Source organism: Chitinophaga caeni (assembly GCF_002557795.1).
Lineage (GTDB): Bacteria > Bacteroidota > Bacteroidia > Chitinophagales > Chitinophagaceae > Chitinophaga > Chitinophaga caeni.
Window position 1 is genome coordinate 1,522,621 of sequence record NZ_CP023777.1, and the last position, 23,180, is coordinate 1,545,800.

Genomic DNA, 23,180 nt, shown 5'->3' on the forward strand with positions numbered 1-23,180 from the left:
GTTATTTTGAACGAACAATTAGAATATTCATTTCAAATTTTAAAAGACTATGGCACTACCTAAAGATCCCAGGCAGAAGATGATTAACTTCATGTACCTGGTTCTCACGGCGATGCTAGCATTAAACGTATCTGCCGAAATATTAAATGCATTCGATATCGTAAATAATTCTATTTTAACTTCTAATAAAGTAGTTGAAGAAAAAAATGATAGGACCTACAAGATTTTTGCTAAACAATTAGCAGATGATCCCGAAAAGGTAGGGCCTTTCAAAAAGAAAGCGGACAATGTGAAAGTTGCTGCTGATTCAATGTTCAATTACTTGGAAGGGATGAAGTCTGACCTCGTAAGATTAAGTGGTGGTTTGAATGATGAAGGTGAGTTGAAAAATAAGGGCGAACAAAACGTGGTTTCCCAACTAATGCTTACCGAGAAAAAAGGTTATGAACTTAAATCTAAATTAGAAGCCTTACGCAAAGTTTTACTTACAAATGTTCCTGCTGATAAATTACAAGAGTTTAGCAGAACATTACCTTTAAACATAGAGTTGCCTAAAGAGGCTTCTAAAGGAATAGAGAAGAAAGATTGGCCTACTTACCACTTCGCTGATGTACCCGTTATTGCCGGTATCACCTTGTTAAGTAAATTTCAAAATGATATCCGTAACTCTGAAACGATGATCGTGGAAGATTTATTAAACCAAGTACACGCGGATGACTTTAAATTTGACCAGTTGAAAGGGTTTGTTTCCCTGAACTCTAAAAATTTAATGTCTGGTCAGAAAGTTGAAGCACAGATTATGATCGGGGCGTACAGTAGTACAGTTACTCCTGAAATTATCGTAAACGGTGCGCCTATCGATGTGAAAGATGGTATCGGTACTTATTCCAGCATCGTTTCTGGTTTAGGTCCTAAGACCATCTCCGGTATCATTCGCCTGCAAGGTCCGAACGGTAAAATGATCGAACAACCTTTCAGCGAAACATATAATGTAGGCGCTAGTGCAACTTCTATCTCTGCCGATAAAATGAACGTATTCTACATCGGTCTTCAAAACCCGCTAACGATCACAGCCGCAGGTTATCCTGCCGAAGCGATCAATGCAACGATTACCGATGGCGGAAGCTTACAAAAAACAAGCGCAGGTCACTATATCGCTACCGTGAGAAAGTCAGGTACTGTTAAAGTGAACGTTACCGCAACACAGAACGGTGAAACTAAATCGATCGCCTCTCAAGAGTTCCGCGTAAAATACATGCCGGATCCTGTATTGAAAGTAGGTATGTCTAAAGGCCCAAGCATGAAGGCTGCCGACTTTAAAGTACAGCAAGGTTTGAGAGCAGACTTGGAAAACTTCGTATTCGATGGCGTACGTTTCGATATCGTTCGTTACACGATGTCTATCGATGCAAAAGGAAGGGATATGGTAGAGGAAACTGCAAGTTCCCCTTACTTTCCACCCAAGTTATCAGGTTCGATTCGTAGCTTGAAACCGGGTGATTTCGTCTACTTTGATAACATCAGCGTGAAAGGCCCTGATGGCATTGTACGGGATTTACCTTCTGTAACATTTAAGATCAATTAATCATTTTAAAAAATTACTGGGCTATGCGAGCAGTAATATTCAAAAAATTCACTTGGATCGCGTTAGGGGTTTTCTTCCTAATCGCTGTAGATGCTGATGCACAAAGAAGGAGAAGGGCTTCTGAAAGCAACAATACCGGTACCAATAACGAAACGGTAACCAACCCTGCTACCGGAAACGAGGTGGCAACACCTCCGCCCCCTGCAAATGTGCCAGCTACAGCACCGGCTCCTTACCAAGCTGCGGATACTCCCCGCGTGTCTCTCCGCGTGAATGGTATTACTGCGAAAAACGCGAATAGGGATCGGATACCACTGGAGTATGATCACATCCGTGAAGATGACGAATTTTGGGAGAAAGAGATCTGGCAAGTGATCGATATCCGCGAAAAGATGAACTTACCTTTCCAATACAACGTGGAAGACGAAAATGGTGTTAACCAATTGTTCATCAACATCCTTCTCAACTCCATTAAGAATAATGAAGTGGAAGCTTTCAACCCGATCGACGATCGCTTCACTACGACGATGTCTTATCAAGAGATCATGACAAAGTTGACCGGGGAAGAGAAGAATGTAAGGAGTATAGACCCCGTAACCGGTGAAGAAACCTGGGTGAAAACCCGCGATGAGTTTAACCCGGAAACCATTAAGCAATACAAGATCAGGGAAATATGGGTGTTTGATAAAGAAGCGTCCGCACTGAAAGTGAGAATCCTTGGAATCGCTCCATTGGTTTCACGCTTGAATGAAGATGGCAGCCTCCGGGGAACCATTCCTTTGTTCTGGGTGTATTATCCCGATCTACGTCCTGTTTTGGCTCGTTTCGATGTGTATAACCAAAACAATGATGCTGCTACAATGAGCTGGGAAGACTTGTTCGAAATGCGTTTCTTTACAAGCTATGTAGTTAAAGAGAAGAATCCGTATAACCGCGAAATTAAAGACTATATTAAAGATGGCGTAATGCGCTTGCTGGAAGGACAGGCGATCAAGGACCGCATATTTAATAAAGAACAAGATTTCTGGGAATACTAGTCTTTCCCTTGATATAATTAGCAACGGTGGTACCAATTTTGGTATCACCGTTTTTTATTTTACTGCTTACCTTGCGCTATCCAAACTTAATATTCCGGTAATATTAGCCTTTTTACCTTCGCTACTGCAATTTATATAGCCCGGGATGGGCGCTCCTAACCATAATTTTTTTATTGCAGATGAAAAAAATATTCCTGTCACTTTGCTGGGCTTGCCTCGGCTATGTTAACGTGCACGCACAAGAAAACCACGTTATATTAATTAGTATTGACGGTCTTAGACCGGAGTTTTACAAGGATGCTGGTTGGAATATGGTACACCTCCGCCAAGCAATGCAAAACGGCGCCTATTCTGATGGGGTAGAAGGTGTTTTTCCCACGGTAACTTATCCATCACATACCACGATGATTACCGGGGTAAAACCGCTGCAACACGGTATTTACTACAATACGCCATCGGAGCCGCTAGGGGTAACCGGGAGATGGAACTGGGAATATGAGAAAATCCAGGTGCCTACAATTTTTAGCGTTGCCAAGGAGAAAGGATTAGTTACGGCTTCCGTTTTTTGGCCTGTTTCAGTTGGTTCCCCGGCAACATATAACTTACCTGAGTATTGGTATTTACCTAAATCGAAAGGGGAATCGAGGGTGGTATCAAAAGCGGTTGCAGAGCATACCAACCCCCCGGGCTTATACGAAGAGGTAGAAAACGGCGCTGTGGGGCAGTTAGAAGAAATTGATTTTAATGGGGACTACATCGGTATGGATGAAAACTTAGCCAGGATTAGCGGTTACCTGGTCAGGAAATACAAGCCGGCTTTCCTGGCGGTACACCTTGTTACTGTAGATCATTTCGAGCATGAACAAGGCCGCGACGGTGAAAAGGTACGTGCTGCAATTGCTGGGGTAGATCGCGGTATTAAGACCATTATAGAAGCTGTAGATAAAGCAGGCTTAACAAGTACTACAACTTTTATCATTACCGGCGATCACGGGTTTGTTGATATACATACTTCTTTAGCGCCAAATTTACTATTAGCAAAAGCAGGATTGTACGATTCAAAAAATGCTAACGGTTGGAAAGCATATTTTCATACTGCCGGGGGATCTGCTTTTTTGCATGTTAAGCATTTAAAGGATTCTGCAACCATAAGAAAGCAAGTGCTACAGTTATTAAACGCATTACCCAACCGGGAACGCAAATTATTCGTTATAAAGGATCGCGCGGAACTGGATAAAATCGGCGCAGATAAAGATGCTATCCTAGCATTAGCACCTATTCCCGGCGTTGTTTTTAACACGAAAGCAACCGGGAATTTCAGCAGGGCTGCGAAAGGTGGAACCCATGGCTATTTCCCGGATTTTAAAGAAATAGAGACAGGCTTTGTTGCTTTTGGAAACCACATTCAGCCCGGCGCGGTAATTCCGAAGATGGGTTTAGTAGATATTGCCCCGATTATTTCTGAATTACTTCATTTAAACATGCCCCAGGGAGATGGTATGTTATACCCGGGCCTTTTAAAGAAATAGGACTTTTCAGTAGAGAGAAAATTTTAGTCACTAGCGATATTTAATTAGTAACTAGTTAAAAAAACGCATTGTTCACATGTTTTTTGATGTCTTTATAAAATATTGATATGCAGTTTGTTGTGTTGAGACTCCAGTTGTCTGATCAGAAAAAAATATTCCTGATAACAAACGCTTAACAAAATTTAAGAACATGCTTTATATCTTAGGGTTAGTAAATGCTGATTTATAAATTCCTTGTAATAATATACAGGAACTACCTAAATCACATCTGCAATAACTAGCTTTTTGTCTTTATCACTCGAAGCGGCATATTGTATAATCGTAAGATTAGGCTAGCTGAAAAGTATACATGACAAAGACGGGTTAAATCTTAATTAAAAAAATGGTTAACTTGAAGGGCCCGATTTTCTAGTCGGGCTCTCTTTTATTGCGATTGCCCGTGAAAATGTTCCCAAACCAGCTTGGCTTTTGATGGCCCGATCTCCTGGCTTATGTTCTCAAAACTTTGTTCCTTGACCTTGTTGACTGAGCGGAAGGTTTTTAATAACTGCGTCGCGGTATTTTTACCGATCCCCTTAATGCTTTCAAGTTCATTCTTAAATGTCCCTTTACTTCTTTTTTGCCGGTGAAATGTAATCCCGAAACGGTGAACTTCATCCCTAATCCGCCTGATTAGTTTCAAACTCTCGCTATCAAATGGTAGTTTAATGCTTTCCTTGTCGCCCGGGAAAAAGATTTCCTCTTCATTCTTGGCCAAGCCGATGACGGTCATGCTACCAACAAGACCGAGATCGCGGATGCTTTGCATGGCCGCGCCCAATTGACCTTTTCCCCCATCTATGATTACCAATTGCGGCAATGGTTGCTGCTCTGCCAAAAGCCTACTGTAGCGCCTGCGTACTACTTCGGTCATCGACGCGAAATCATTAATGCCTTCTACCGTTTTAATATTGAAATGCCTGTAATCCTTTTTGCTGGCGACCCCATCTTTAAATACTACGCAGGCCGAAACGGGGTAGCTTCCCTGGAAGTTCGAGTTATCGAAACATTCTATATGGGTGGGCAGGGCTGCCAGTTCCAAGTCGGCCTGTAATTGATATAATACTTTCTTTTTCTCGCTATCGCTTTTCCCTTCCAGGTGCAGGATCTTCTTCCTTCTCAATTCCTCTTTAAAATAATTCACATTCTTTTGCGAAAGTTCTAAGAGCTTCTTCTTATCACCTCCCCTCGGTACGGTTATTTCTACCTGTTCTTCCGGGTACCCGATGGGGAACGGTACAACTATTTCGCGCGAGTGGCTGTTAAATGCATCCCTGAGGTAACCTATGGCATAGGTTAACACTTCTTCATCTGTTTCTTCCAATTTCTTCTCCAGCGTCACTGTTTTCGTATCTGAGATTGTGCCGTGTAATACCCGCAAGTAATTGACATAAGCATGTTCGCCATCAGTTAGAATGCTAAACACATCTATATGCCCAACCCGGGTATTTACAATAGTGGATTTGGATTGATATTCTTGTAAGCTATCAATCTTTTTTCTCATGATCTCCGCTTTTTCAAATTCCAGGTTTTGCGCATGTTCCTGCATTCGTGATTTGAACATTTGCAATACCGGTGATAGGTTACCCTTCAAGATATCTTTTACCTGTTTGAGGTGATCGCGGTAATCTTCTTCAGATTGGAGGCCTTCACATGGCCCCTTGCAGTTTCCCAGGTGATATTCCAGGCAAACTTTGAACTTACCTTTGCGAATATTTTGTTGGCTTAAGTTCAGGCTGCACGTACGAAGCGGGATATTGTATTTAATCACTTCCAATAACTCCCTTACTTTCTGTACAGACGTATATGGACCCAGGTATTCGGAACCGTCCTTGATGACACGCCGCGTCAGGAAGACCCTGGGGAAAGGTTCGTGCTTTATGACGATGAAAGGATACGTTTTATCATCCTTTAAGTCGATATTATATTTGGGGCGGAATTGTTTAATTAATGAATTTTCCAGGAGGAAGGCATCTTGTTCTGAATCCACTATCGTGAACTCGATCCTGTCGATACTTTCAACTAATTTCCTGGTTTTGAAATTATCGTGGTGTTTAACAAAGTATGAACTGACCCTTTTGCGAAGATTTTTTGCTTTCCCTACATACAACAGTTCTCCATCCTCACCGTAATATTTATAAATCCCGGCATGGCTGGGAATAGTATGTGCAAGCTGTTGAAAAGCATTACTTGTCATATTTTTTCCTATTGAAACTGTACCAAGACATTCATCTCGGATGGGTTCATAAACAAAACTTTCTGCGTAATATAAATTCGAACAACCTTGTTTCTTTCGTAGAACAAAGATTGATTGTACTCGTAAATTAAATTCTTGATAGAGGAAACAACCTTTACGGAACGAAAATTTCCGGAACTATCAACTTCCAGCATTATTTCCTTCGGACGGCTTTGCTTGCCTTTTGCCAAGTAAATAAAAGTCGAATCCCCGGTAATGTTGTTAACAATTTCGTTGCTGCTGTATTGCCCGTTTAATGAAGGTTTCGTTATATCAGCATCTATGAAAGATTTAAACAGGTATTCCAAGGTGGCGCTATCGGAACTTCGGCGTTGCATCCGCACGGTGTCTGATCTGCCATTGAACGAAACAGATTCGCGCATCGATAAATCGGCTGCCTGCAAACGTTTTTTCTCCGCGGCAATCATTTTTTTTAATGACTTATATGGTGATGCGGTGTCATTGTCCACATTTAAAACCGACTTGCAAGCCATTGCAGCCATACATAAAAATAGTACTGCCAATCCTGGAATAGATCTCATGCAACAAAATTACATCATCGGGGGATAAATAAATAATGCGCTGTGAAAACAGCGCATCTGATGCATGAGCAAATCTGTCGAGAGCACTAAAAAAATTATCCCGGATTAAAAGGAAAAAATATTTTTATGGATGAAGGAACTTGCTCTACACTTGCTTTTGTAAGGGTTAAACGGGCGTTGATCGGCAAATGTTACAGCTGGGTCAATAAAAAAGCCTCCCCGTAGGAAGGCTTTAACATATTGTTAATCGGGAGCGATTTATATCAATGTTTCCCCGGTCATCTCTGCGGGAATTGGTAATTCCATGTATTTCAAGATAGTTGGCGCAACATCTCCCAATTTCCCGTCCTTCAGAGTTCCCTGAAAATCTTTGCTGATTACGAAGAATGGTACCAAGTTAAGGGAATGTGCCGTGTTTGGAGATCCATCATCATTTACCATGTAATCCGCATTACCATGATCCGCCGTCAGGAATACGGTGTAATCATTTTCCAAGGCCGCTGTAACTACCCTCTGAACACAATGGTCAACGGTTTCTACTGCTTTGATTACTGCCGGCCAAACACCGGTGTGCCCCACCATGTCTGCATTGGCAAAGTTGAGACAGATGAAATCGGCGGTTTTATTATTAATTTCCGGAACGAGGGCATCGGTCAATTCATTAGCGCTCATTTCCGGCTTTAAATCATATGTAGCCACCTTTGGAGAAGGTACCAAGATTCTTTTTTCGCCATCGAATTCTTTCTCGCGACCACCGGAGAAGAAGAATGAAACATGCGGATATTTCTCGGTTTCGGCAATCCTGATCTGGGTTTTCCCATCTTTAGCTAATACTTCCCCGATCGTATTTTTAAGATCGTCGTTCTCGAATAATACAGAAATGCCTTTATACTTGTGATCGTACACCGTCATAGTTGTATAATGCAAGCTTAAGGGTTGCATTCCATAATCAGGGTATGCCTGTTGTGTAAGCACTTCGGTAATTTCGCGGCAGCGGTCGGTCCTGAAGTTAAAGCAGATCACTGCATCGCCATCCTGGATCGTTGCCAAGGGTTTTTGATCGTCGCCAACATGGATGATGGGCTTGATAAATTCATCGGTAATGCCTTCCGCATAAGAAGCTTTGATCGCGGCATCCAGGTTTTGGGACGGGGTGCCGGCGCCTTTAACCAAGGCATCGTAAGCCAATTTTACCCTTTCCCAACGTTTGTCACGATCCATCGCGTAATACCTGCCCGTTATGCTGGCAATCTGTCCAACGGATTGATCCAGGTGTTGTTGTAATTCATTTATAAAGCCTAAGCCGCTTTTGGGGTCGGTGTCGCGCCCATCGGTGAAGGCATGGATGTAGACTTTGCTAAGACCATTATCCTTGGCTAGGCTTACGAGGGCTTTCAGGTGATTAATATGGGAATGCACGCCGCCATTACTCACGAGGCCGATAAAATGTAAAGCCTTATCATTGCTTTTGGCGTAATTAAAAGTATCTAGTAATACCGTGTTTTTAGCTAATATTCCATCCCTGATGGCAACATTGACCCTTTGAAGTTCCTGGTATACAATGCGCCCAGCTCCCAGGTTTAAGTGTCCAACTTCGGAATTCCCCATTTGACCGTTTGGCAAACCTACGGCTTCGCCACAAGTTACCAGGGTGCTATGAGGGTATTGATGGTAAAGGCTGCTTACGAAAGGTGTTTTAGCATGTGCAATCGCATCCGCGGTAGGAACTTTTCCAAGTCCCCAACCATCCATAATGATTAAAATGGCTCTTTTCTGTTTCATACAATACCCGGTTTTATTTAATTCTAAAATGAGGTTGTGAAATTAAATTAATTCCCGCGCAATTTTAATTTTTTTAAAAAAGCTAGCCACAATGCCTAATTATTGCAGTTGAACGTTAAGTAATTATTATATATTAAATTAAAATCATAATTTGTGGCTTAAGTTCCATAGCACGATTGTGGGATTTCCTTGTCTATCAATAGTTTGGCATAGTTTTAGCGCCAATTATAACCGGTAAAAAGTATATTGATTATATTAAACAAAGGACAATGAAAAAGTTAATGTTTGTGCTGGGTACCCTAGTGCTCGGTGCACTGTTAACTGCTTTCGCGGTCTCGGGTCCAGGCCCATTTGATGATGTGGTGAAAGCACTTAAACAGGGCGATACTAATGGATTGTCCCGTTATCTCGATAATAATGTTGAGATTAACGTTACAGGAAAATCCGATTCGTACAGCAAAGCACAAGCTGAAATTATTTTAAAAGATTTCTTCGGCAAAAATTCAGTAAAAACTTTTGAGATTATTCACAAAGGTGAAGCGAGTAACGGTAGCTCACAATTCGGAGTTGGGAACATGGTTACTACCAGCGGCACTAAATACCGCACCACCTTCCGATTGAAGAAGAAAGGTAATACCTTTGTACTCACGGAGTTAAGGTTTGATAATAAATAGCCTTAGGGCTGATGAATAATTTCTTTAAAAGTCCCGGTTAGTTCTATAACCGGGACTTTTTTATGCGCCGATAGGTCATTTTCAATGGAATTCTCAATTCTCCATCCTAATTTTACCACTCATTAAACAAATGAATGTATGTTACCTGCGGCAGCTTTGAATCAATTTATTACCAGTGCCTTGGCGGAAGATATCGGTGATGGCGATCATAGTACTTTAGCTATCATTCCGCCGACTACCCGGGGAACGGCCATCCTAAAAATCAAGGAGAAAGGCATCCTGGCAGGAATGGAAGTGGCTGAAGCCATTTTTAAACACCTGGATCCCGGTACGCAATTCAAGGCGTTTAAAAAGGATGGAGAGCCGATGAAAGCAGGGGAGCAAGCCTTCGAAGTGAAAGCTTCTGTACACGCATTGTTGATGGGGGAACGCTTGGTGCTGAATTGTATGCAGAGAATGAGTGGCATCGCAACCCTGACCAAAACTTATACGGAATTATTGAAAGGTTATCATACCAAGTTGCTGGATACGCGTAAAACAACACCCAATTTCCGTATGCTGGAGAAAGAGGCTGTGCGGATCGGGGGAGCGGTTAACCACAGGATGGGTTTATATGATATGGTGATGTTGAAAGATAATCATATCGATTTTAGTGGCGGCATTACAGCTGCTATCGAAAAAACGGTGGCTTATTTGAAAGAGAAAAATTTACAACTAAAGATAGAAGTGGAGACCCGTAACTTGGCTGATGTGCAGGAAGTTTTAGCCCTGGGGAAAGTGCATCGTATCATGCTCGATAATTTCAGTCCCGCGCAGGTTAAAGAGGCCGTAGGAATGATTGAAGGTAAGTTTGAAACGGAAGCCAGCGGTGGTATTACCTTGGAAAATATCGTGGATTATGCTGAAACCGGGGTTGACTATATTTCGGTTGGCGCCATCATCCATCACGCGGTAAGCCTCGATTTGAGCTTGAAAGCCGTGATATTATCATAATTTAAACTGCTTGGTTCTTGAGAAAAATACTGATTATAATTAATAAGAAAGCCGGTACGGATCGGAATAAAGATATTCAAACTTGGATTGATCAATATTTACCAAAACCGGCCTTCGAAGTGGAATTGGCTACTTTGCAATACCTTGGCCACGGTACCGACCTGGCTAAAAAGGCTGTTGAAGATGGTGTAGATACAGTTGTGGCTGTTGGCGGCGATGGCTCGATCAATGAAATCGCCAAAGGCTTAATCAACACCGATACTAAGTTGGCCATCATTCCTTTAGGCAGCGGAAACGGTTTGGCAAGGGCATTATCGATCCCCTTGCATCCCGCTAAAGCCTTCCAGGTTTTGGCCGGGGGCAAACAGCGGAAAATGGACGTTGGTTATGCGAACGGGCACTTGTTTTTGAGTAATGCCGGGATCGGCTTTGACGCATTGATAGCGGATCAATTCCAGCATAGCAAGAAAAGGGGCTTGATTAATTACGCCCGGTTGGTGATCGGTGGTTTTAAGAATTATCAGCCCGGCAAATATGCTATCAAATCGGGTACAAAAGAACTGGAGCAGGAAGCATTCTTATTTACCGTGGCCAATGGTAACCAGTTTGGATACGATTTTAAAATCGCTGGCGATGCCAGTGTATTCGATGGAAAGTTGGATATTTGCCTTGTTCCGCCCATCGGTTTTTGGGGTTTATTGCCGCTTACTTTACATTCGTTAAAAGGAACCGTTACGCGGTCAAAATACATGCATCATTTTACCGGGCAAGAAATCGTAGTTACCGGGAAAGATGTAGATTGCTTGCAAGTAGATGGCGATGCTGTTCCCATAGGTAGTCCCGGGCAGGTAACATTCAAGATTTTACCAGCAGCTATCAATATCATAATACCTTAACCTAAAATTGATTAACATGAGTAAGAAAAGAAATAACGCTAGCGGTATTGTTTATTCTACCGATCCCAGTTTCAGTCCTTACGAGCCGGCGGAAGAAGTAAATACGCTTCCTGCCAACCAACAACAGCTCCGTGTGAAGCTAGATACCAAGCAAAGGGCGGGGAAAGTGGTGACATTGATTGATGGGTTTATAGGTAAGGATGAAGATTTACAAAAATTGGGCAAGGAATTGAAAACTAAATGTGGGACCGGCGGCAGCGTGAAAGAAGGATTGATCCTGATCCAGGGAGATTACAAGGAAAAAGTAGTGAAATGGTTGCAAGATTGGGGATATAAAGCGAAATAGCCCGGGCTTGAATGCACCGGCATCAACATAATTTATGAAGCCGCTTCCTTTCTTGGGGAAGCGGCTTCTTCTTGTTATGAGTGCTGTAAAAAATTATGTGCGATGTGTATCGTTATCACTGTTACCCGTGTTTTCTCCTGTTGCTTCAGCTTGGGTATCGGGATGATTTTCACCTGCTTCGACAGCTGTTTCTTGGTGCTCTTCTTCCGTGGCGGCGGCGTCATCCGCAGTAGGTTCGCTCTTTTTCTTTTTTCCCGTGAAGAAACGCCTGATAGCGCCGAATGCCCCGATAATACCTAACATGATCAGCTTCCAGAATTTTAGCAGGATGGCAAAGAATCCAACTTTTGTTAGGATTTTACCTGCTACCAAGCCACCGATCGTCCAAGCGGCCACGTTATCAATTTTAGGATCGAAATCGCGGTAGGTATTGCCCTCGGTAAAAGTGGCCATCTTCAATACATTGTCGATGTTTTTATTGACTTCCGGCAATACTTCCATCCCGCCAACCGCGTTCATAGATAGAACACCGTGCCTTCCCAAAACGCGCACGTCATAGTTTAAGGTGCTGGATTCGCTACCTTCAAACTGTAGCTCCTTAGCCCAATGCAGCACTTTATGTTCTTTGTCGTAAAATGGTTTCTGAGCCCATCCCTTGGTATGGATGGCGCCGTAGCCGATTTTTGCACGTTCTTTATTTACTTCGACTTCTTCCTTCTGCATATCTACCAGGAGATCATCATAATCAATCTTGGCAGCATCATCATCTTTCACAAAGCCCATCGCATCGAATGAAATTACGAAGGCAAAGTCCGAGTTATTTTCCATCGAGAGGCTGTCTTTCACAATCATACCCAGCACATTTTCTGCTGATGTGGGAGGGTTACCCCAAATATCAACGATAATCAGCTTGCTTTTATCGGCATCGATGAATTTGAAATCAGCAGGGATATTCAATGCTACCTTGCCGCCCGGGAGCGCAATTTTACCTGTTTGATAATCGATCGTTTGATAAATGGAATCAGATTTCAATACGAATCGTAAGGTTTCGGGGTCGATTTCAGCAAACTTGGTAGAATCTTCAGGCGGGTTCTGGTTGGCAAATAGGCCGAGGCTAGCTGCTAATAAGCAGCATAAGAATAGGGATGTTCGCAACATAAAAAATAGATAGTTAGTGTTAAAAAGTTATTATGCTGGTACAATATCAGAAAAAATATAAATAAAACATATATAATTCTTTACTATGGCCGCTTTGCTGTATTTTTATGACACGAACGTTTTATTTTTTATGATGGGGTGATTGTTAAATATTTGATAAAATTAACTGCTGTATATACGCGACAGTAGGGCATTTTTATGATAAATATCATGACAATTCTAACTGTAGAATGCAAAAATGTTGCATTTTTAGTTTTGGTAGAAATGGAAAGAATGGCCAAATTGTAAGCACCAATTATCTACCAAAATCTATAGCCTGGTGCCGCCAGCTGGCTAACTTTGGAGAAGTACATTAGGAAGAAGCTTTCATTTTGGCTTCTCCAACGTACCAGGTTAAAGCAGAAACGAAAGATGTTTCCTGTAACTATATATTCTGTTCGACGATAAATTCAATTCCCCAAACAGGCCATTTGACCAATTTCGAGACACTTTTTGTTCATTTCCGAACAGCGCTATTTATTACCCGGTTGCAGGATTGCCGTTCATAGAATGTTGAGCATTTAGCCCCTGTTAGCTTGTCTTAACAAATTCAACCTCGCCAACACCTAAACTAAGTATCTTTCCATCCCTTTCCAATTGCAATAAGCCCGATGGTAATACATCGCGGATAATGCCCGAAAAAAATTCGCCATCCATCTTGTACAAGCCGGTTTCCTGGTAACGGAACAGTTTACTCTTATATTCATCTAACAGCGCTTTTTCTGAAACGAGGGGTAAATCGTTGAACCGGCGATCCAGGAAACTGCAAAGATCCTGCGCCAATGCCAAGGAATCCCATTCTTTCCCGGTGATCTGGCGAAGGGAAACCGGGTTAACCAAGCCCCCGGGGAACTGCGGCACATTAATATTGATCCCCATGCCCACGATGGCGTATTGCCATTGACTACCGCGCAATACGTTCTCAATCAAAATGCCACCTGCCTTTCTGTCACGCCAATAGAGGTCGTTCGGCCATTTGATCTTGGTTTCATCCCCTGCATATTTTGCAAAGAAATCAGCGGCACCGAGCGCGATGGTAGCGCTGAGCAGGAATTGTTGTGAAAGCTTGATTGGTGGCTGAACAACAACTGTGAGAACGATATTCTCACCGGGTGGAGAATGCCACTGTTTACCACGCTGACCTTTACCTGCAAATTGCTCCATGGCAAAGTACGCGCTGCCGTTTGTAACATTGCCGGAATTTACCTCGGCCATGGCATAGTTATTGGTGCTGTCAACTACTGCTAATACATGAAATGGACTTCCTATCACGGTATCTCTGGTTAAAATGAAGCAGCAAAGTACATCATTTTAACATTTCTTTTAGACTAGGAAGCTAAGGAAATTCGACTAATAAGGAGATAGGCAGTTTAATTTCGGCTGTGTTTAGTAATTTTGATAATTATAGATTATTTTTAACGAAAACAAGTTTTATTTGGCACCCTTAACCGTTCTAAATACCAGGCAAAAAGCGGTAACGCGCATCACTCAGGACAGTGTAATTTTTACAACGATCATTAAGGCCATACAGGAAAAAAAAGGGGAGAATATCGTCTCTCTCGATCTCCGCAATATTCCTGAAGCTGTAGCTGATTTTTTCATCATATGCGAAGCTAATTCAAGTACACAGATCCGCGCCATAGCTGATTTCGTGGAGGAAGAAGTGAAGAAGAATGTAGGTGAAGATCCCTATAAACACGAAGGGAAAACCGGTCAGCAGTGGATTTTGGTGGATTATGTAAATGTTGTGGTTCACATCTTTACCCCCGAAAATCGCAAATTCTACAACCTGGAAGAAATGTGGAGTGACGCCGAAAGGACGGAACACCTCGATTAATTTGAACAAATCTGTTCGATTTGATATTAATATTTAAATAATCCGATTGCAAACAATAACTCGTAAAGGAGCGAACGATCATGGAAAAAGGAGGCAATAACTACAATAAAAAACCTGGATCAGGACAACCGCCTAAAAAAAATGGACCAAAATTCAATATATATTGGGTGTACGCCTTCATTGGTATCGCGCTGATTGCATTGAATTTCCTTGATTTTGGGACAAATCCTAAGGAAATCAGTTTTAAACAGTTCCAGGTTGAAATTCTCCCGACTAACGCGGTAGATCATCTTACCGTTGTAAATAAAAAATTAGTTGAAGTTTATATTAAAAAAGATGAATTAAAGAATAATCCTAAGTTCAAAGATGTGGCCCAGGGTCGCTTCGGTGACAATGCCGGCCCGCATTTTCAATTTACCATCGGTTCCATTGAAAGCTTTCAGAATGAACTGGATAAAGCCCAGGAATCCGTTCCGGTAGCTAACCGCGTTGAAATTAAATACGTGGAGAGAACTAGCTGGATTGAGCCTTTCATGTCTTTATTACTACCGATTATTCTAATCGTCGGGCTATGGATCTTGTTAATGCGCAAGATGGGCGGTCCCTCCGGTGGAAGCGGTGGCCCGGGCGGTATCTTCAACATCGGGAAATCTAAAGCACAATTATTTGACAAGGGAACCCGCGTTACAATTACTTTCAACGATGTAGCAGGCTTGGATGAAGCGAAAGTGGAGGTGATGGAAATCGTAGATTTCTTGAAAAATCCGAAGAAATATACTGCTTTGGGTGGTAAAATCCCGAAAGGCGCCTTATTGGTAGGCCCCCCGGGAACAGGTAAAACCTTGTTGGCCAAAGCGATGGCCGGTGAGGCACAGGTACCTTTCTTCTCTATGTCCGGTTCCGATTTCGTGGAATTGTTCGTAGGGGTAGGTGCCAGCCGCGTGCGCGACTTGTTCAAACAAGCCCGCGAGAAAGCGCCTTGTATCATCTTCATCGATGAAATTGATGCGATCGGCCGCGCCCGTGGAAAGAATGTAATGATGAGTAACGACGAACGTGAAAACACTTTGAACCAATTGTTGGTGGAGATGGATGGTTTCGGTACCGACAGCGGTATCATCATCTTGGCTGCAACCAACAGGCCGGATGTATTGGATAGCGCCTTGCTTCGCCCGGGTCGTTTCGATCGTCAAATATCTATCGACAAACCGGATTTGGCTGGCAGGGAACATATCTTCGAAGTGCATTTGAAACCGATAAAAACTTCCCCGAATCTAGATATCAAGAAATTGGCTTCCATGACGCCCGGTTTTGCCGGTGCCGACATTGCCAACGTTTGTAACGAAGCGGCGTTAATTGCTGCAAGGAAAGGCAAAACGGAAGTAGAAACGGAAGATTTCAACGATGCAATCGATCGCGTGATCGGTGGTTTGGAAAAGAAAAATAAGATCATATCTCCTGAAGAAAAAGAAGTGATCGCTTACCATGAAGCCGGCCATGCTATCTGCGGTTGGTACTTGGAGCATGCGAATCCTCTAGTGAAAGTGACCATCGTGCCGAGGGGTGTAGCTGCTTTAGGCTATGCTCAATATTTACCGAAAGAACAATATTTGTATAATACGGAACAGTTGCTGGATGATATGTGCATGACCCTCGGTGGCCGCGCAGTTGAGGAATTAGTATTCGGTAAAATTTCAACAGGTGCACAGAATGACCTGCAAGTAATTACCCGCATGGCTTACGCGATGGTGACCGTATATGGTATGAACGATAAAGTGGGTAATGTTTCATTCTACGATCCAAACAGCGACCAAGCATTTACAAAACCTTATTCAGAAGAAACTGCCAAGCTGATCGATGAAGAAGTTCGCTTGCTAATCGAAAAAGCTTACTTGCGCACCAAGGAGCTATTAACTGAGCGTATGAAGGAAGTGAAGATCTTGGCCGAAGAATTGCTGAAGAAAGAAGTGTTATACAAGGATGATTTGGAACGCTTGATCGGCAAACGACCTTACGAAAGCAAAGAACATCCCGTGGCGAAAGAAGGAATGACTACTGATGGCGTTCACCCCTCAGATATTATCAATCCTTCACCAGTAAATGCATCAGAACCGGAATAATAATCTCGTATGAAAATTTCTCCTGCCAAGGAAAATATACTGAAAAGAGTAAGGAACGCGCTGAGCCAATCGGTTCCGCTGCCGTTCCCGAATGCAGAAGGTAATACTTCTGTATATAATACGGCTCATGAAGGATTGGAGTTGAAGTTTGCGGAGGAATTTACCAAGTTGGGGGGGAAGTTTATCTTCTGTTCTTCCAGGGATGAAATGGTAGAAAATTTGCAAACTTTAGTGGAGAACAAAGGTTGGGGAAATGTACAGTGCCAAACACCATCTATCAACAAGATGCTAGCACCTTACCAGTTGAAATATATCAACAATGGAGAGTTCTTGGAGATGGAAGCGGCTATTTCAAGCGTTGAATTTCTCGTGGCCCGCACGGGTTCCATGGTGTTGAGCGCTGCACAACCTTCGGGCAGGGCGTTGCCGGTGTACACGCCTTATCATATCGTGATTGCGCATACGCACCAGTTGGTGTTTGATATTAAAGATGCCATTCAAAAGATGAAAGAAAAGTACCCGCACCAGTTGCCATCCATGATTTCATTCGCCACCGGGCCCAGCCGTACTGCCGACATCGAGAAAACCTTGGTAGTTGGAGTACACGGTCCCAAGGAAGTATATGTTTTCTTGCTGGATGAATAATAAGGTATTTTTTAGATAATTATATTAAAAGGTGTTGTCAAGCTGTTTAGTACGACAACACCTTTTGCTTTAAGTATTTTTACACGGACAACTTACTATCTTTGCGATCATGCAAATAGAATTGCCAGCAGATAAAAAGATATATTTCGCATCAGACTTTCACCTCGGTGCACCGAACCCGGCGAAGAGCAGGGAACGGGAGCGGGTATTATTACAATGGCTCAACGAAATTGAAAAGGATGCCGCCCACATTTTCTTGGTGGGGGACCTGTTTGATTTTTGGTTTGAGTACAAGCAGGTGATTCCCAAGGGATATGTCCGTTTGCTGGGTAAACTTGCTGAATTATCGGATAAAGGAATCGGCATTTCCGTCTTTATCGGTAACCATGATATGTGGATGGATGGCTACTTTGAAGAAGAGATGAACATCCCGGTTTACTACGAACCACAAATTTTTGAAATTGCCGGGAAGAAATTTTATATCGGCCATGGCGATGGGCTAGGCCCAGGTGATCACGGGTATAAATTGCTGAAGAAAGTTTTCAGAAACCCGGTTTGCAGGTGGCTTTTCTCGATCTTGCACCCCAGTTGGGGCATCGGCCTGGCCAATTATTTCAGCCGTAAAAGCCGCGCGGCAACCGGCATGGAACTGGAAAAATTCCTGGGTGAAGAGGATGAGTGGTTGGCAATTTACAGCAAGGAAATCTTGCAGAAAGAACATTACGATTACTTCATATTCGGGCACCGGCATTTACCGCTAGATTTGAAAGTGGGGGAGAATAGCCGCTATATCAACCTGGGTGATTGGCTCAATTATTTTACCTACGGTGTATTTGATGGGAAAGCAATGCAACTGGAATATTATCCCACGCACTTGGCAGCAGTGCAGCCGCCATCAGGCATCTAGGATTTCATGGAGGATCGGTGGGGAATGTAACTCCGTGAAATCAGGCATATGTAATTTGAAAAAGTCGAGATAGCGGTACAATAAAATCCGCCGCCTGTCTTTATTCAAAGAGATTCCTTCCAATTCCACGGTAGTTTGCACCCGTAAAAATCGATCCGTTATTTCGCTATGCAAGGCATCCAAGTGGTGACTATGGTGCGGGGGTAAATCTGTGAAAGTACCCTCTTGCATATCCAGGAAAGGAGAATAATTTGAGAAGTGACCGTTGATCCCGAATCCCAGGTGCGAAGCCAGTTTCAATGTGAAGTACAAAGGTATATTGGCCGCGGTATTAGCATTTGCTTGGTCCAGTAACTGCAAGCTGTTGCTAACGAAATAATACAATGAAGGTTGAGATTCCGGCTGCTTCAACGACTTTTGCAATAATTCCACCATATATAACGCCACCGTATTCTTCACGATATTTACATGCAAGTTGGTATAAATATAGGCCAACTTAAACTCCGAGATTCTTTGGATATTCTTTTGTTCCTGGTGATAAACGACGAGGTCCAATATATTGCCAGGCTGCAATAAGTTTCCTTTTGCCGACTTTGGTTTTCCTGACCTGGCGCCATTCACTATATAAGATTGTAGCCCGAAAAGCTCCGTGAATACGCTTACGATCACGCTAGCTTCACCATATTTGACGGTTCTTAAAACTATTCCCGGAGTTTTGTGCAACATTTAGGCAAATTTCAGAATTTTCCCGGTGATTTCATCACGTTAATCGAGAAGCAGGAGGATGCGGGCTTATAATCGCATTAAATATTCGCAGATCATTACCTGTAGCAGATCGGGGATTCCCATTTCTGCGATACTTTAATTACCTTTAGGCCATTTACTAAATTTGATCGATCCATATGTGGCAACGCCTAGCAGGTTTTGTGTTAAAATTCCGTATACCTTTATTAATTGGTTTATTGGTAAGTACGGTAGCGATGGGCTATTTCGCGAGCAAGGTTAAGATGAGCTATGATTACGTGAACGCGATCCCCCGCGATAACCCGAAATTCAAGATATACCAAGAATTTAAAAAGCAATTTGGCGAAGATGGCAACATGATGGTGCTGGGTGTGCAAACCGATCATTTCTTCGATTTATCTTACTTTAATGATTACGTGGCCTTAAGCCGGGCCATTAAAGCTATCCCTGAAGTCGAAAACGTTTTAAGCGTCCCCGCTGCCATAAACTTGATTAAGAATGATAGCACGCGACAACTTTCCGCGGTTCCCATATTTCAATCCGGGGCGAAAAGCCAACAAGAATTAGATAGCCTATCTGCAAGTTTTCTGAACCTCCCGTTTTACCGGGGTTTGTTATACAGCAAGGAAGGAAATGCTTACCTGATGGCTATACATATAAACAAGGATGTATTAAACTCTGCACAAAGGGAAGGCGTGGTCAAACAAATTACTGAACTCGCGGATAACTTTGGGAAGCAACAACAACAGGAAGTGTATATGAGTGGCTTACCACTTATACGTACCAATATGGCGGTTAAGGTGGCCAACGAATTAAAGTTGTTCCTGGGTATCTCCTTCTTGCTAACGGCCGTGATATTATTCTTATTCTTCCGGAGTTTAACCGATGTACTAATCAGTATGATCGTCGTGGCTATCGGTGTTGTATGGTCATTGGCCACGATATATTTGTTCGGTTACAAGATCACCTTGTTAACCGGTTTGATTCCTCCGTTAATCGTTGTAATCGGTATCCCTAACTGCGTTTATTTCCTTAATAAATACCATTCTGAATACGCTGGCCATGGCAACAAGATGAAAGCCTTGGTACGCATGGTACAAAAAATGGGTATCGTAACGCTGTTTACAAATATTACGGCGGCAATCGGTTTCGGGGTGTTTTGGTTTACGAACAGCGCCATTTTGAAGGAATTTGGCTTGGTTGCAGGCTTGAATATCATGATGATCTTCCTGATCTCTTTTATTCTTTTACCTTCCGTACTAAGTTTCTTAAAAGCGCCAAAGCATACGAATACCAGTTATCTCGAAGGTGGTGCCGTGAACGGTATATTAGATTTCCTAACCGGCTTAGTGTTTAAATACAGGCCTTTCGTGTACGCATTTACCAGCCTGATGGTGGTATTGGCATTATGGGGAATGGCCCGCTTGAAAACAGAGGCATTCATGGTTGATGATATCCCTAAGACGGATAAGATTTATACCGACCTGAAATTCTTCGAGCATAATTTTAAAGGGGTGATGCCCTTGGAGATCGCCGTTGACACGAAACGCAAAAACGGCGTAATCAGTTTACAAACCCTTACGAAGTTGGATGAACTGTCGAAGTTGATCGAGGCACAACCAGCATTCGCGCGGCCATTGTCTATATCTGAAGGAATAAAGTTTGCACGGCAAGCATTTTATAACGGGGATAGTACCAGTTATGCCGTTCCCAATTCTTTTGATATTAGCTTCCTGGCGAGGTATCTTAGGATGAAATCCGGAACGGGTGATGAAGATAATTCTACCTATTCGAAGTTACTTTCATCTTTCATGGATAGCACGCGGCAAATAGCGAGGATGAGCGTAAATATGGCCGATGTGGGCTCTGAAAAGCTGCCCGCGATTTTAAACAGCTTACAACCTAAAGTCAACGAAATATTCGATACGGCCCATTATAATGTAACTTTCACCGGTACCTCGGTAATCTTCCTCGAAGGAAGCCGGTTTATTATCAGCGGCTTGACAGAAAGTATATTGTTGGCATTCGTGTTGATCATCTTCTGTATGCTATATTTATTCCGCTCCTTCAAGATGCTGATTATTTCGCTGATTCCGAACGTAATCCCGCTAATCGTGACGGCAGGCGTGATGGGCTGGATGGGAATTGCGATCAAGCCTTCGACGGTGCTGGTTTTCAGTATAGCCTTGGGAATCGCGATTGACGTGACGATCCGTTTCCTTGTCAATTTCAAGCAAGAGCTGCCTTTAAATAATTACGATATCTCTGCCACCGTTAAACAAACGATCCATGAAACGGGCCTTAGTATTATTTATACATCCTTAATCCTTTTTGCCGGATTCATGATTTTTAGTTTCTCACAGTTTGGTGGAACGAAAGCATTGGGATGGTTAACCTCCCTAACCTTGGTGATGGCAATGATCACGAACCTTACCATATTGCCGGCCATGCTGTTATGGATGGAAAAGGGAATATTGAGAAAGGCTAAGAAGAAAGAATTATGGAATGCTTTAGATGAAGAAGAGGATATCGAGATGGCCGATTTAGGCTTGGAAGAAGAAAAGTAATCCTAACAAGAAAATATGTTACGAAACCGGACACGGTGCAATATAAATAAATGTTGCACCGTGTTTTTTTTGTAAATAAGGTTAATAATATTACACTATAATTTAGCTTTAAAGCCCTATAGGACTAGTATAGCAAGGAATTATATATTTATAAAATAATCTAGTAACCTACATTCATAATATAGAACATACCGCTCGTATAAATTAGCCATCCAAAGCGGATGAAAAGTAGGAAGTTTATAATGCCATTTTATAACCTTTTTAGCATCCGCCGATGAAGAATAAGTTCTTAAAAGGCGCTCACCTGTCTGAGCGCAAGTTTAAGGAGATATTAAAGCTATTCTCCGAAGACCTCACAGCTACGCAAATTGCGAGCATAAGCGGGGTAAGCCGCGTCACAGTAAACAGCTATTTGAAGAAGATCCGTTCTCAAATAGTTAAAAGTTGTGAAGAAACTTCCCCTGTTCCGGTTCACTCCCTTCCCAAGATTATTCACGCCAAGCAACCAGTTTTACAACACGATGGTGATGTAGAAGACGATGCTTTGCGATTGAATGTTGAAAGGAACAACCGCCCCGTAATTTTTGGCATATATCACCTTGATAGCCAGGTTTTCACGGAAATCATTCCCGATATCAGTCGCTCCATGATACAAGCCGTGGTTCGCGGTAGATCCATACTGGAGACGGTAGGTACCGCGGATAGAATACGTAAATACAACGGGGTAGTGGATTTAGGGCAATACCGTTTATACCATCTCCCGGGGCAGCACCTGGTGGGAGCACACCACCAACACATAATCGATGATGTGGACGGATTCTGGATTTTGACGAAGCATCGCTTGGCAAAATTCAAGGGTTTAAACCGCAATACGGTATACTTACACTTGAAAGAATGCGAGTTTAGGTACAACCATCGCACCAGGGATTTGTATAATGTGTTGTTAGACTTGCTAAAAAATTACCCTTTAAACTTATCATGATAATATATTTTTTATCATTATTTAATATTTAATAAAGTATTGAATAATGTAATATTTAGGTGATTAAAATCTCCTTAAAATATGTTATATCAATTAAATTAAAGGACTAAGATTGAACAAATGTCAGTGAATGTTCGTTAAGTTAGAATTGTAAAACCAAGGAAGAATCGCTTAACGGAAACCTTACTTTTTCACTTCGGATAGGGAACAAGCACTTGGCATTTTTTCTAATATTATTTTAAAAATATTTATCTAAATGCATATGTATGTATACTAGCATGCTGGTGCATTTCATCATGATATAAAGATTTTCTGAATTACGAAAACGTTAAGTTTTTCGATTTAGATTTTGGTTGATGACAAGCGGGCAATACTCCTATTGCCTGCTTTTTTTATTATAACGATAACGACTAAACGAATAGCATTTTTTACAAATATTCAATTATCATTATAATATAAATTTGTTTTTTGTGTTTTAAACTTAATTTGTTCCCCTCTTTAAGTCCTTTACCCTGGCGGATT

The 23,180-nt window shown here is 42.3% G+C and carries 19 protein-coding genes; 13 read left to right on the plus strand and 6 right to left on the minus strand.

Going from position 1 to position 23,180, the window contains the following annotated elements:
- Positions 1 to 49: 49 nt before the first annotated feature.
- The 3 genes from porM to COR50_RS06430 all read left to right on the plus strand — a co-directional run bounded on the left by porM (position 50) and on the right by COR50_RS06430 (position 4,151).
- Complete coding sequence (gene porM / locus COR50_RS06420) at positions 50 to 1,585, plus strand: type IX secretion system motor protein PorM/GldM (RefSeq protein WP_098193228.1); 1,536 nt, start codon at positions 50 to 52, stop codon at positions 1,583 to 1,585.
- Positions 1,586 to 1,608: 23 nt separating this feature from the next.
- Positions 1,609 to 2,622, plus strand: a complete 1,014-nt coding sequence (gene porN, locus COR50_RS06425; protein WP_098193229.1) for a type IX secretion system ring subunit PorN/GldN — start codon at positions 1,609 to 1,611, stop codon at positions 2,620 to 2,622.
- A gap of 179 nt (positions 2,623 to 2,801) precedes the next feature.
- Positions 2,802 to 4,151 (plus strand): alkaline phosphatase family protein, encoded by a 1,350-nt coding sequence (locus COR50_RS06430; protein WP_098193230.1) that lies wholly within the window; start codon positions 2,802 to 2,804, stop codon positions 4,149 to 4,151.
- Positions 4,152 to 4,575: 424 nt separating this feature from the next.
- On the opposite strand, the gene uvrC is transcribed toward COR50_RS06430, so the two are convergent.
- The 3 genes from uvrC to gpmI all read right to left on the minus strand — a co-directional run bounded on the left by uvrC (position 4,576) and on the right by gpmI (position 8,750).
- Positions 4,576 to 6,387 (minus strand): excinuclease ABC subunit UvrC, encoded by a 1,812-nt coding sequence (gene uvrC / locus COR50_RS06435; protein ID WP_098193231.1) that lies wholly within the window; start codon positions 6,385 to 6,387, stop codon positions 4,576 to 4,578.
- 8 nt (positions 6,388 to 6,395) lie between these two features.
- Entirely contained in the window at positions 6,396 to 6,968 is a 573-nt protein-coding gene (locus COR50_RS06440) for a hypothetical protein (RefSeq protein ID WP_157760652.1), read from the minus strand.
- Between the two features lie 258 nt (positions 6,969 to 7,226).
- Positions 7,227 to 8,750 (minus strand): 2,3-bisphosphoglycerate-independent phosphoglycerate mutase, encoded by a 1,524-nt coding sequence (gene gpmI, locus COR50_RS06445; RefSeq protein ID WP_098193233.1) that lies wholly within the window; start codon positions 8,748 to 8,750, stop codon positions 7,227 to 7,229.
- Between the two features lie 269 nt (positions 8,751 to 9,019).
- On the opposite strand from gpmI, the gene COR50_RS06450 reads away from it, so the two are divergent.
- The 4 genes from COR50_RS06450 (at position 9,020) to COR50_RS06465 (ending at position 11,659) form a co-directional block, all read left to right on the plus strand.
- Entirely contained in the window at positions 9,020 to 9,424 is a 405-nt protein-coding gene (locus COR50_RS06450) for a DUF4783 domain-containing protein (RefSeq protein ID WP_098193234.1), read from the plus strand.
- 138 nt (positions 9,425 to 9,562) lie between these two features.
- On the plus strand, positions 9,563 to 10,417 hold the full coding sequence (nadC, locus tag COR50_RS06455; protein WP_098193235.1) for a carboxylating nicotinate-nucleotide diphosphorylase: 855 nt from the start codon (positions 9,563 to 9,565) through the stop codon (positions 10,415 to 10,417).
- Positions 10,418 to 10,434: 17 nt separating this feature from the next.
- Positions 10,435 to 11,313, plus strand: coding sequence for a diacylglycerol/lipid kinase family protein (locus COR50_RS06460; protein WP_098193236.1), 879 nt, complete (start codon positions 10,435 to 10,437; stop codon positions 11,311 to 11,313).
- A gap of 16 nt (positions 11,314 to 11,329) precedes the next feature.
- Positions 11,330 to 11,659 (plus strand): translation initiation factor, encoded by a 330-nt coding sequence (locus COR50_RS06465; RefSeq protein ID WP_098193237.1) that lies wholly within the window; start codon positions 11,330 to 11,332, stop codon positions 11,657 to 11,659.
- Positions 11,660 to 11,752: 93 nt separating this feature from the next.
- Here the strand turns inward: COR50_RS06465 and COR50_RS06470 are convergent, their stop codons facing one another.
- Positions 11,753 to 12,817, minus strand: a complete 1,065-nt coding sequence (locus COR50_RS06470; RefSeq protein ID WP_098193238.1) for a DUF2167 domain-containing protein — start codon at positions 12,815 to 12,817, stop codon at positions 11,753 to 11,755.
- A 570-nt stretch (positions 12,818 to 13,387) separates the two neighbouring features.
- Positions 13,388 to 14,128 carry a biotin--[acetyl-CoA-carboxylase] ligase gene (locus COR50_RS06475; RefSeq protein WP_098193239.1) on the minus strand — a complete coding sequence of 247 codons (741 nt, stop codon included), beginning with the start codon at positions 14,126 to 14,128 and terminating at the stop codon, positions 13,388 to 13,390.
- A 163-nt stretch (positions 14,129 to 14,291) separates the two neighbouring features.
- Here COR50_RS06475 and rsfS point away from each other — a divergent pair, with 163 nt between their 5' ends.
- From rsfS to COR50_RS06495, 4 genes are all read left to right on the plus strand, one after another.
- Positions 14,292 to 14,693 carry a ribosome silencing factor gene (gene rsfS, locus COR50_RS06480; RefSeq protein ID WP_098193240.1) on the plus strand — a complete coding sequence of 134 codons (402 nt, stop codon included), beginning with the start codon at positions 14,292 to 14,294 and terminating at the stop codon, positions 14,691 to 14,693.
- 80 nt (positions 14,694 to 14,773) lie between these two features.
- On the plus strand, positions 14,774 to 16,813 hold the full coding sequence (gene ftsH, locus COR50_RS06485) for an ATP-dependent zinc metalloprotease FtsH (RefSeq protein WP_098193241.1): 2,040 nt from the start codon (positions 14,774 to 14,776) through the stop codon (positions 16,811 to 16,813).
- 9 nt (positions 16,814 to 16,822) lie between these two features.
- Positions 16,823 to 17,458, plus strand: a complete 636-nt coding sequence (locus COR50_RS06490) for a LutC/YkgG family protein (protein ID WP_098193242.1) — start codon at positions 16,823 to 16,825, stop codon at positions 17,456 to 17,458.
- Positions 17,459 to 17,567: 109 nt separating this feature from the next.
- Positions 17,568 to 18,365, plus strand: coding sequence for a UDP-2,3-diacylglucosamine diphosphatase (locus tag COR50_RS06495; protein WP_098193243.1), 798 nt, complete (start codon positions 17,568 to 17,570; stop codon positions 18,363 to 18,365).
- On the opposite strand, the gene recO is transcribed toward COR50_RS06495, so the two are convergent.
- Positions 18,354 to 19,091 carry a DNA repair protein RecO gene (gene recO, locus COR50_RS06500; RefSeq protein WP_098193244.1) on the minus strand — a complete coding sequence of 246 codons (738 nt, stop codon included), beginning with the start codon at positions 19,089 to 19,091 and terminating at the stop codon, positions 18,354 to 18,356. The two genes, COR50_RS06495 and recO, sit on opposite strands and share 12 nt — an antisense overlap.
- 176 nt (positions 19,092 to 19,267) lie before the next feature.
- Here recO and COR50_RS06505 point away from each other — a divergent pair, with 176 nt between their 5' ends.
- Positions 19,268 to 21,676, plus strand: coding sequence for an efflux RND transporter permease subunit (locus COR50_RS06505; RefSeq protein ID WP_098193245.1), 2,409 nt, complete (start codon positions 19,268 to 19,270; stop codon positions 21,674 to 21,676).
- A gap of 274 nt (positions 21,677 to 21,950) precedes the next feature.
- Positions 21,951 to 22,658: an IS1595 family transposase gene (locus COR50_RS06510; RefSeq protein WP_098193246.1), complete on the plus strand. Its 708-nt coding sequence runs from the start codon at positions 21,951 to 21,953 to the stop codon at positions 22,656 to 22,658.
- The last annotated feature ends 522 nt before the right edge of the window (positions 22,659 to 23,180 follow it).

Coding starts and splice junctions, on each gene's coding strand:
- porM (WP_098193228.1), top strand. CDS start 50: ATGGCACTACCTAAAGATCCCAGGCAGAAGATGATTAACTTCATGTAC.
- porN (WP_098193229.1), top strand. CDS start 1,609: ATGCGAGCAGTAATATTCAAAAAATTCACTTGGATCGCGTTAGGGGTT.
- COR50_RS06430 (WP_098193230.1), top strand. CDS start 2,802: ATGAAAAAAATATTCCTGTCACTTTGCTGGGCTTGCCTCGGCTATGTT.
- uvrC (WP_098193231.1), bottom strand. CDS start 6,387: ATGACAAGTAATGCTTTTCAACAGCTTGCACATACTATTCCCAGCCAT.
- COR50_RS06440 (WP_157760652.1), bottom strand. CDS start 6,968: ATGAGATCTATTCCAGGATTGGCAGTACTATTTTTATGTATGGCTGCA.
- gpmI (WP_098193233.1), bottom strand. CDS start 8,750: ATGAAACAGAAAAGAGCCATTTTAATCATTATGGATGGTTGGGGACTT.
- COR50_RS06450 (WP_098193234.1), top strand. CDS start 9,020: ATGAAAAAGTTAATGTTTGTGCTGGGTACCCTAGTGCTCGGTGCACTG.
- nadC (WP_098193235.1), top strand. CDS start 9,563: ATGTTACCTGCGGCAGCTTTGAATCAATTTATTACCAGTGCCTTGGCG.
- COR50_RS06465 (WP_098193237.1), top strand. CDS start 11,330: ATGAGTAAGAAAAGAAATAACGCTAGCGGTATTGTTTATTCTACCGAT.
- COR50_RS06470 (WP_098193238.1), bottom strand. CDS start 12,817: ATGTTGCGAACATCCCTATTCTTATGCTGCTTATTAGCAGCTAGCCTC.
- ftsH (WP_098193241.1), top strand. CDS start 14,774: ATGGAAAAAGGAGGCAATAACTACAATAAAAAACCTGGATCAGGACAA.
- COR50_RS06490 (WP_098193242.1), top strand. CDS start 16,823: ATGAAAATTTCTCCTGCCAAGGAAAATATACTGAAAAGAGTAAGGAAC.
- COR50_RS06495 (WP_098193243.1), top strand. CDS start 17,568: ATGCAAATAGAATTGCCAGCAGATAAAAAGATATATTTCGCATCAGAC.
- recO (WP_098193244.1), bottom strand. CDS start 19,091: ATGTTGCACAAAACTCCGGGAATAGTTTTAAGAACCGTCAAATATGGT.
- COR50_RS06505 (WP_098193245.1), top strand. CDS start 19,268: ATGTGGCAACGCCTAGCAGGTTTTGTGTTAAAATTCCGTATACCTTTA.
- COR50_RS06510 (WP_098193246.1), top strand. CDS start 21,951: ATGAAGAATAAGTTCTTAAAAGGCGCTCACCTGTCTGAGCGCAAGTTT.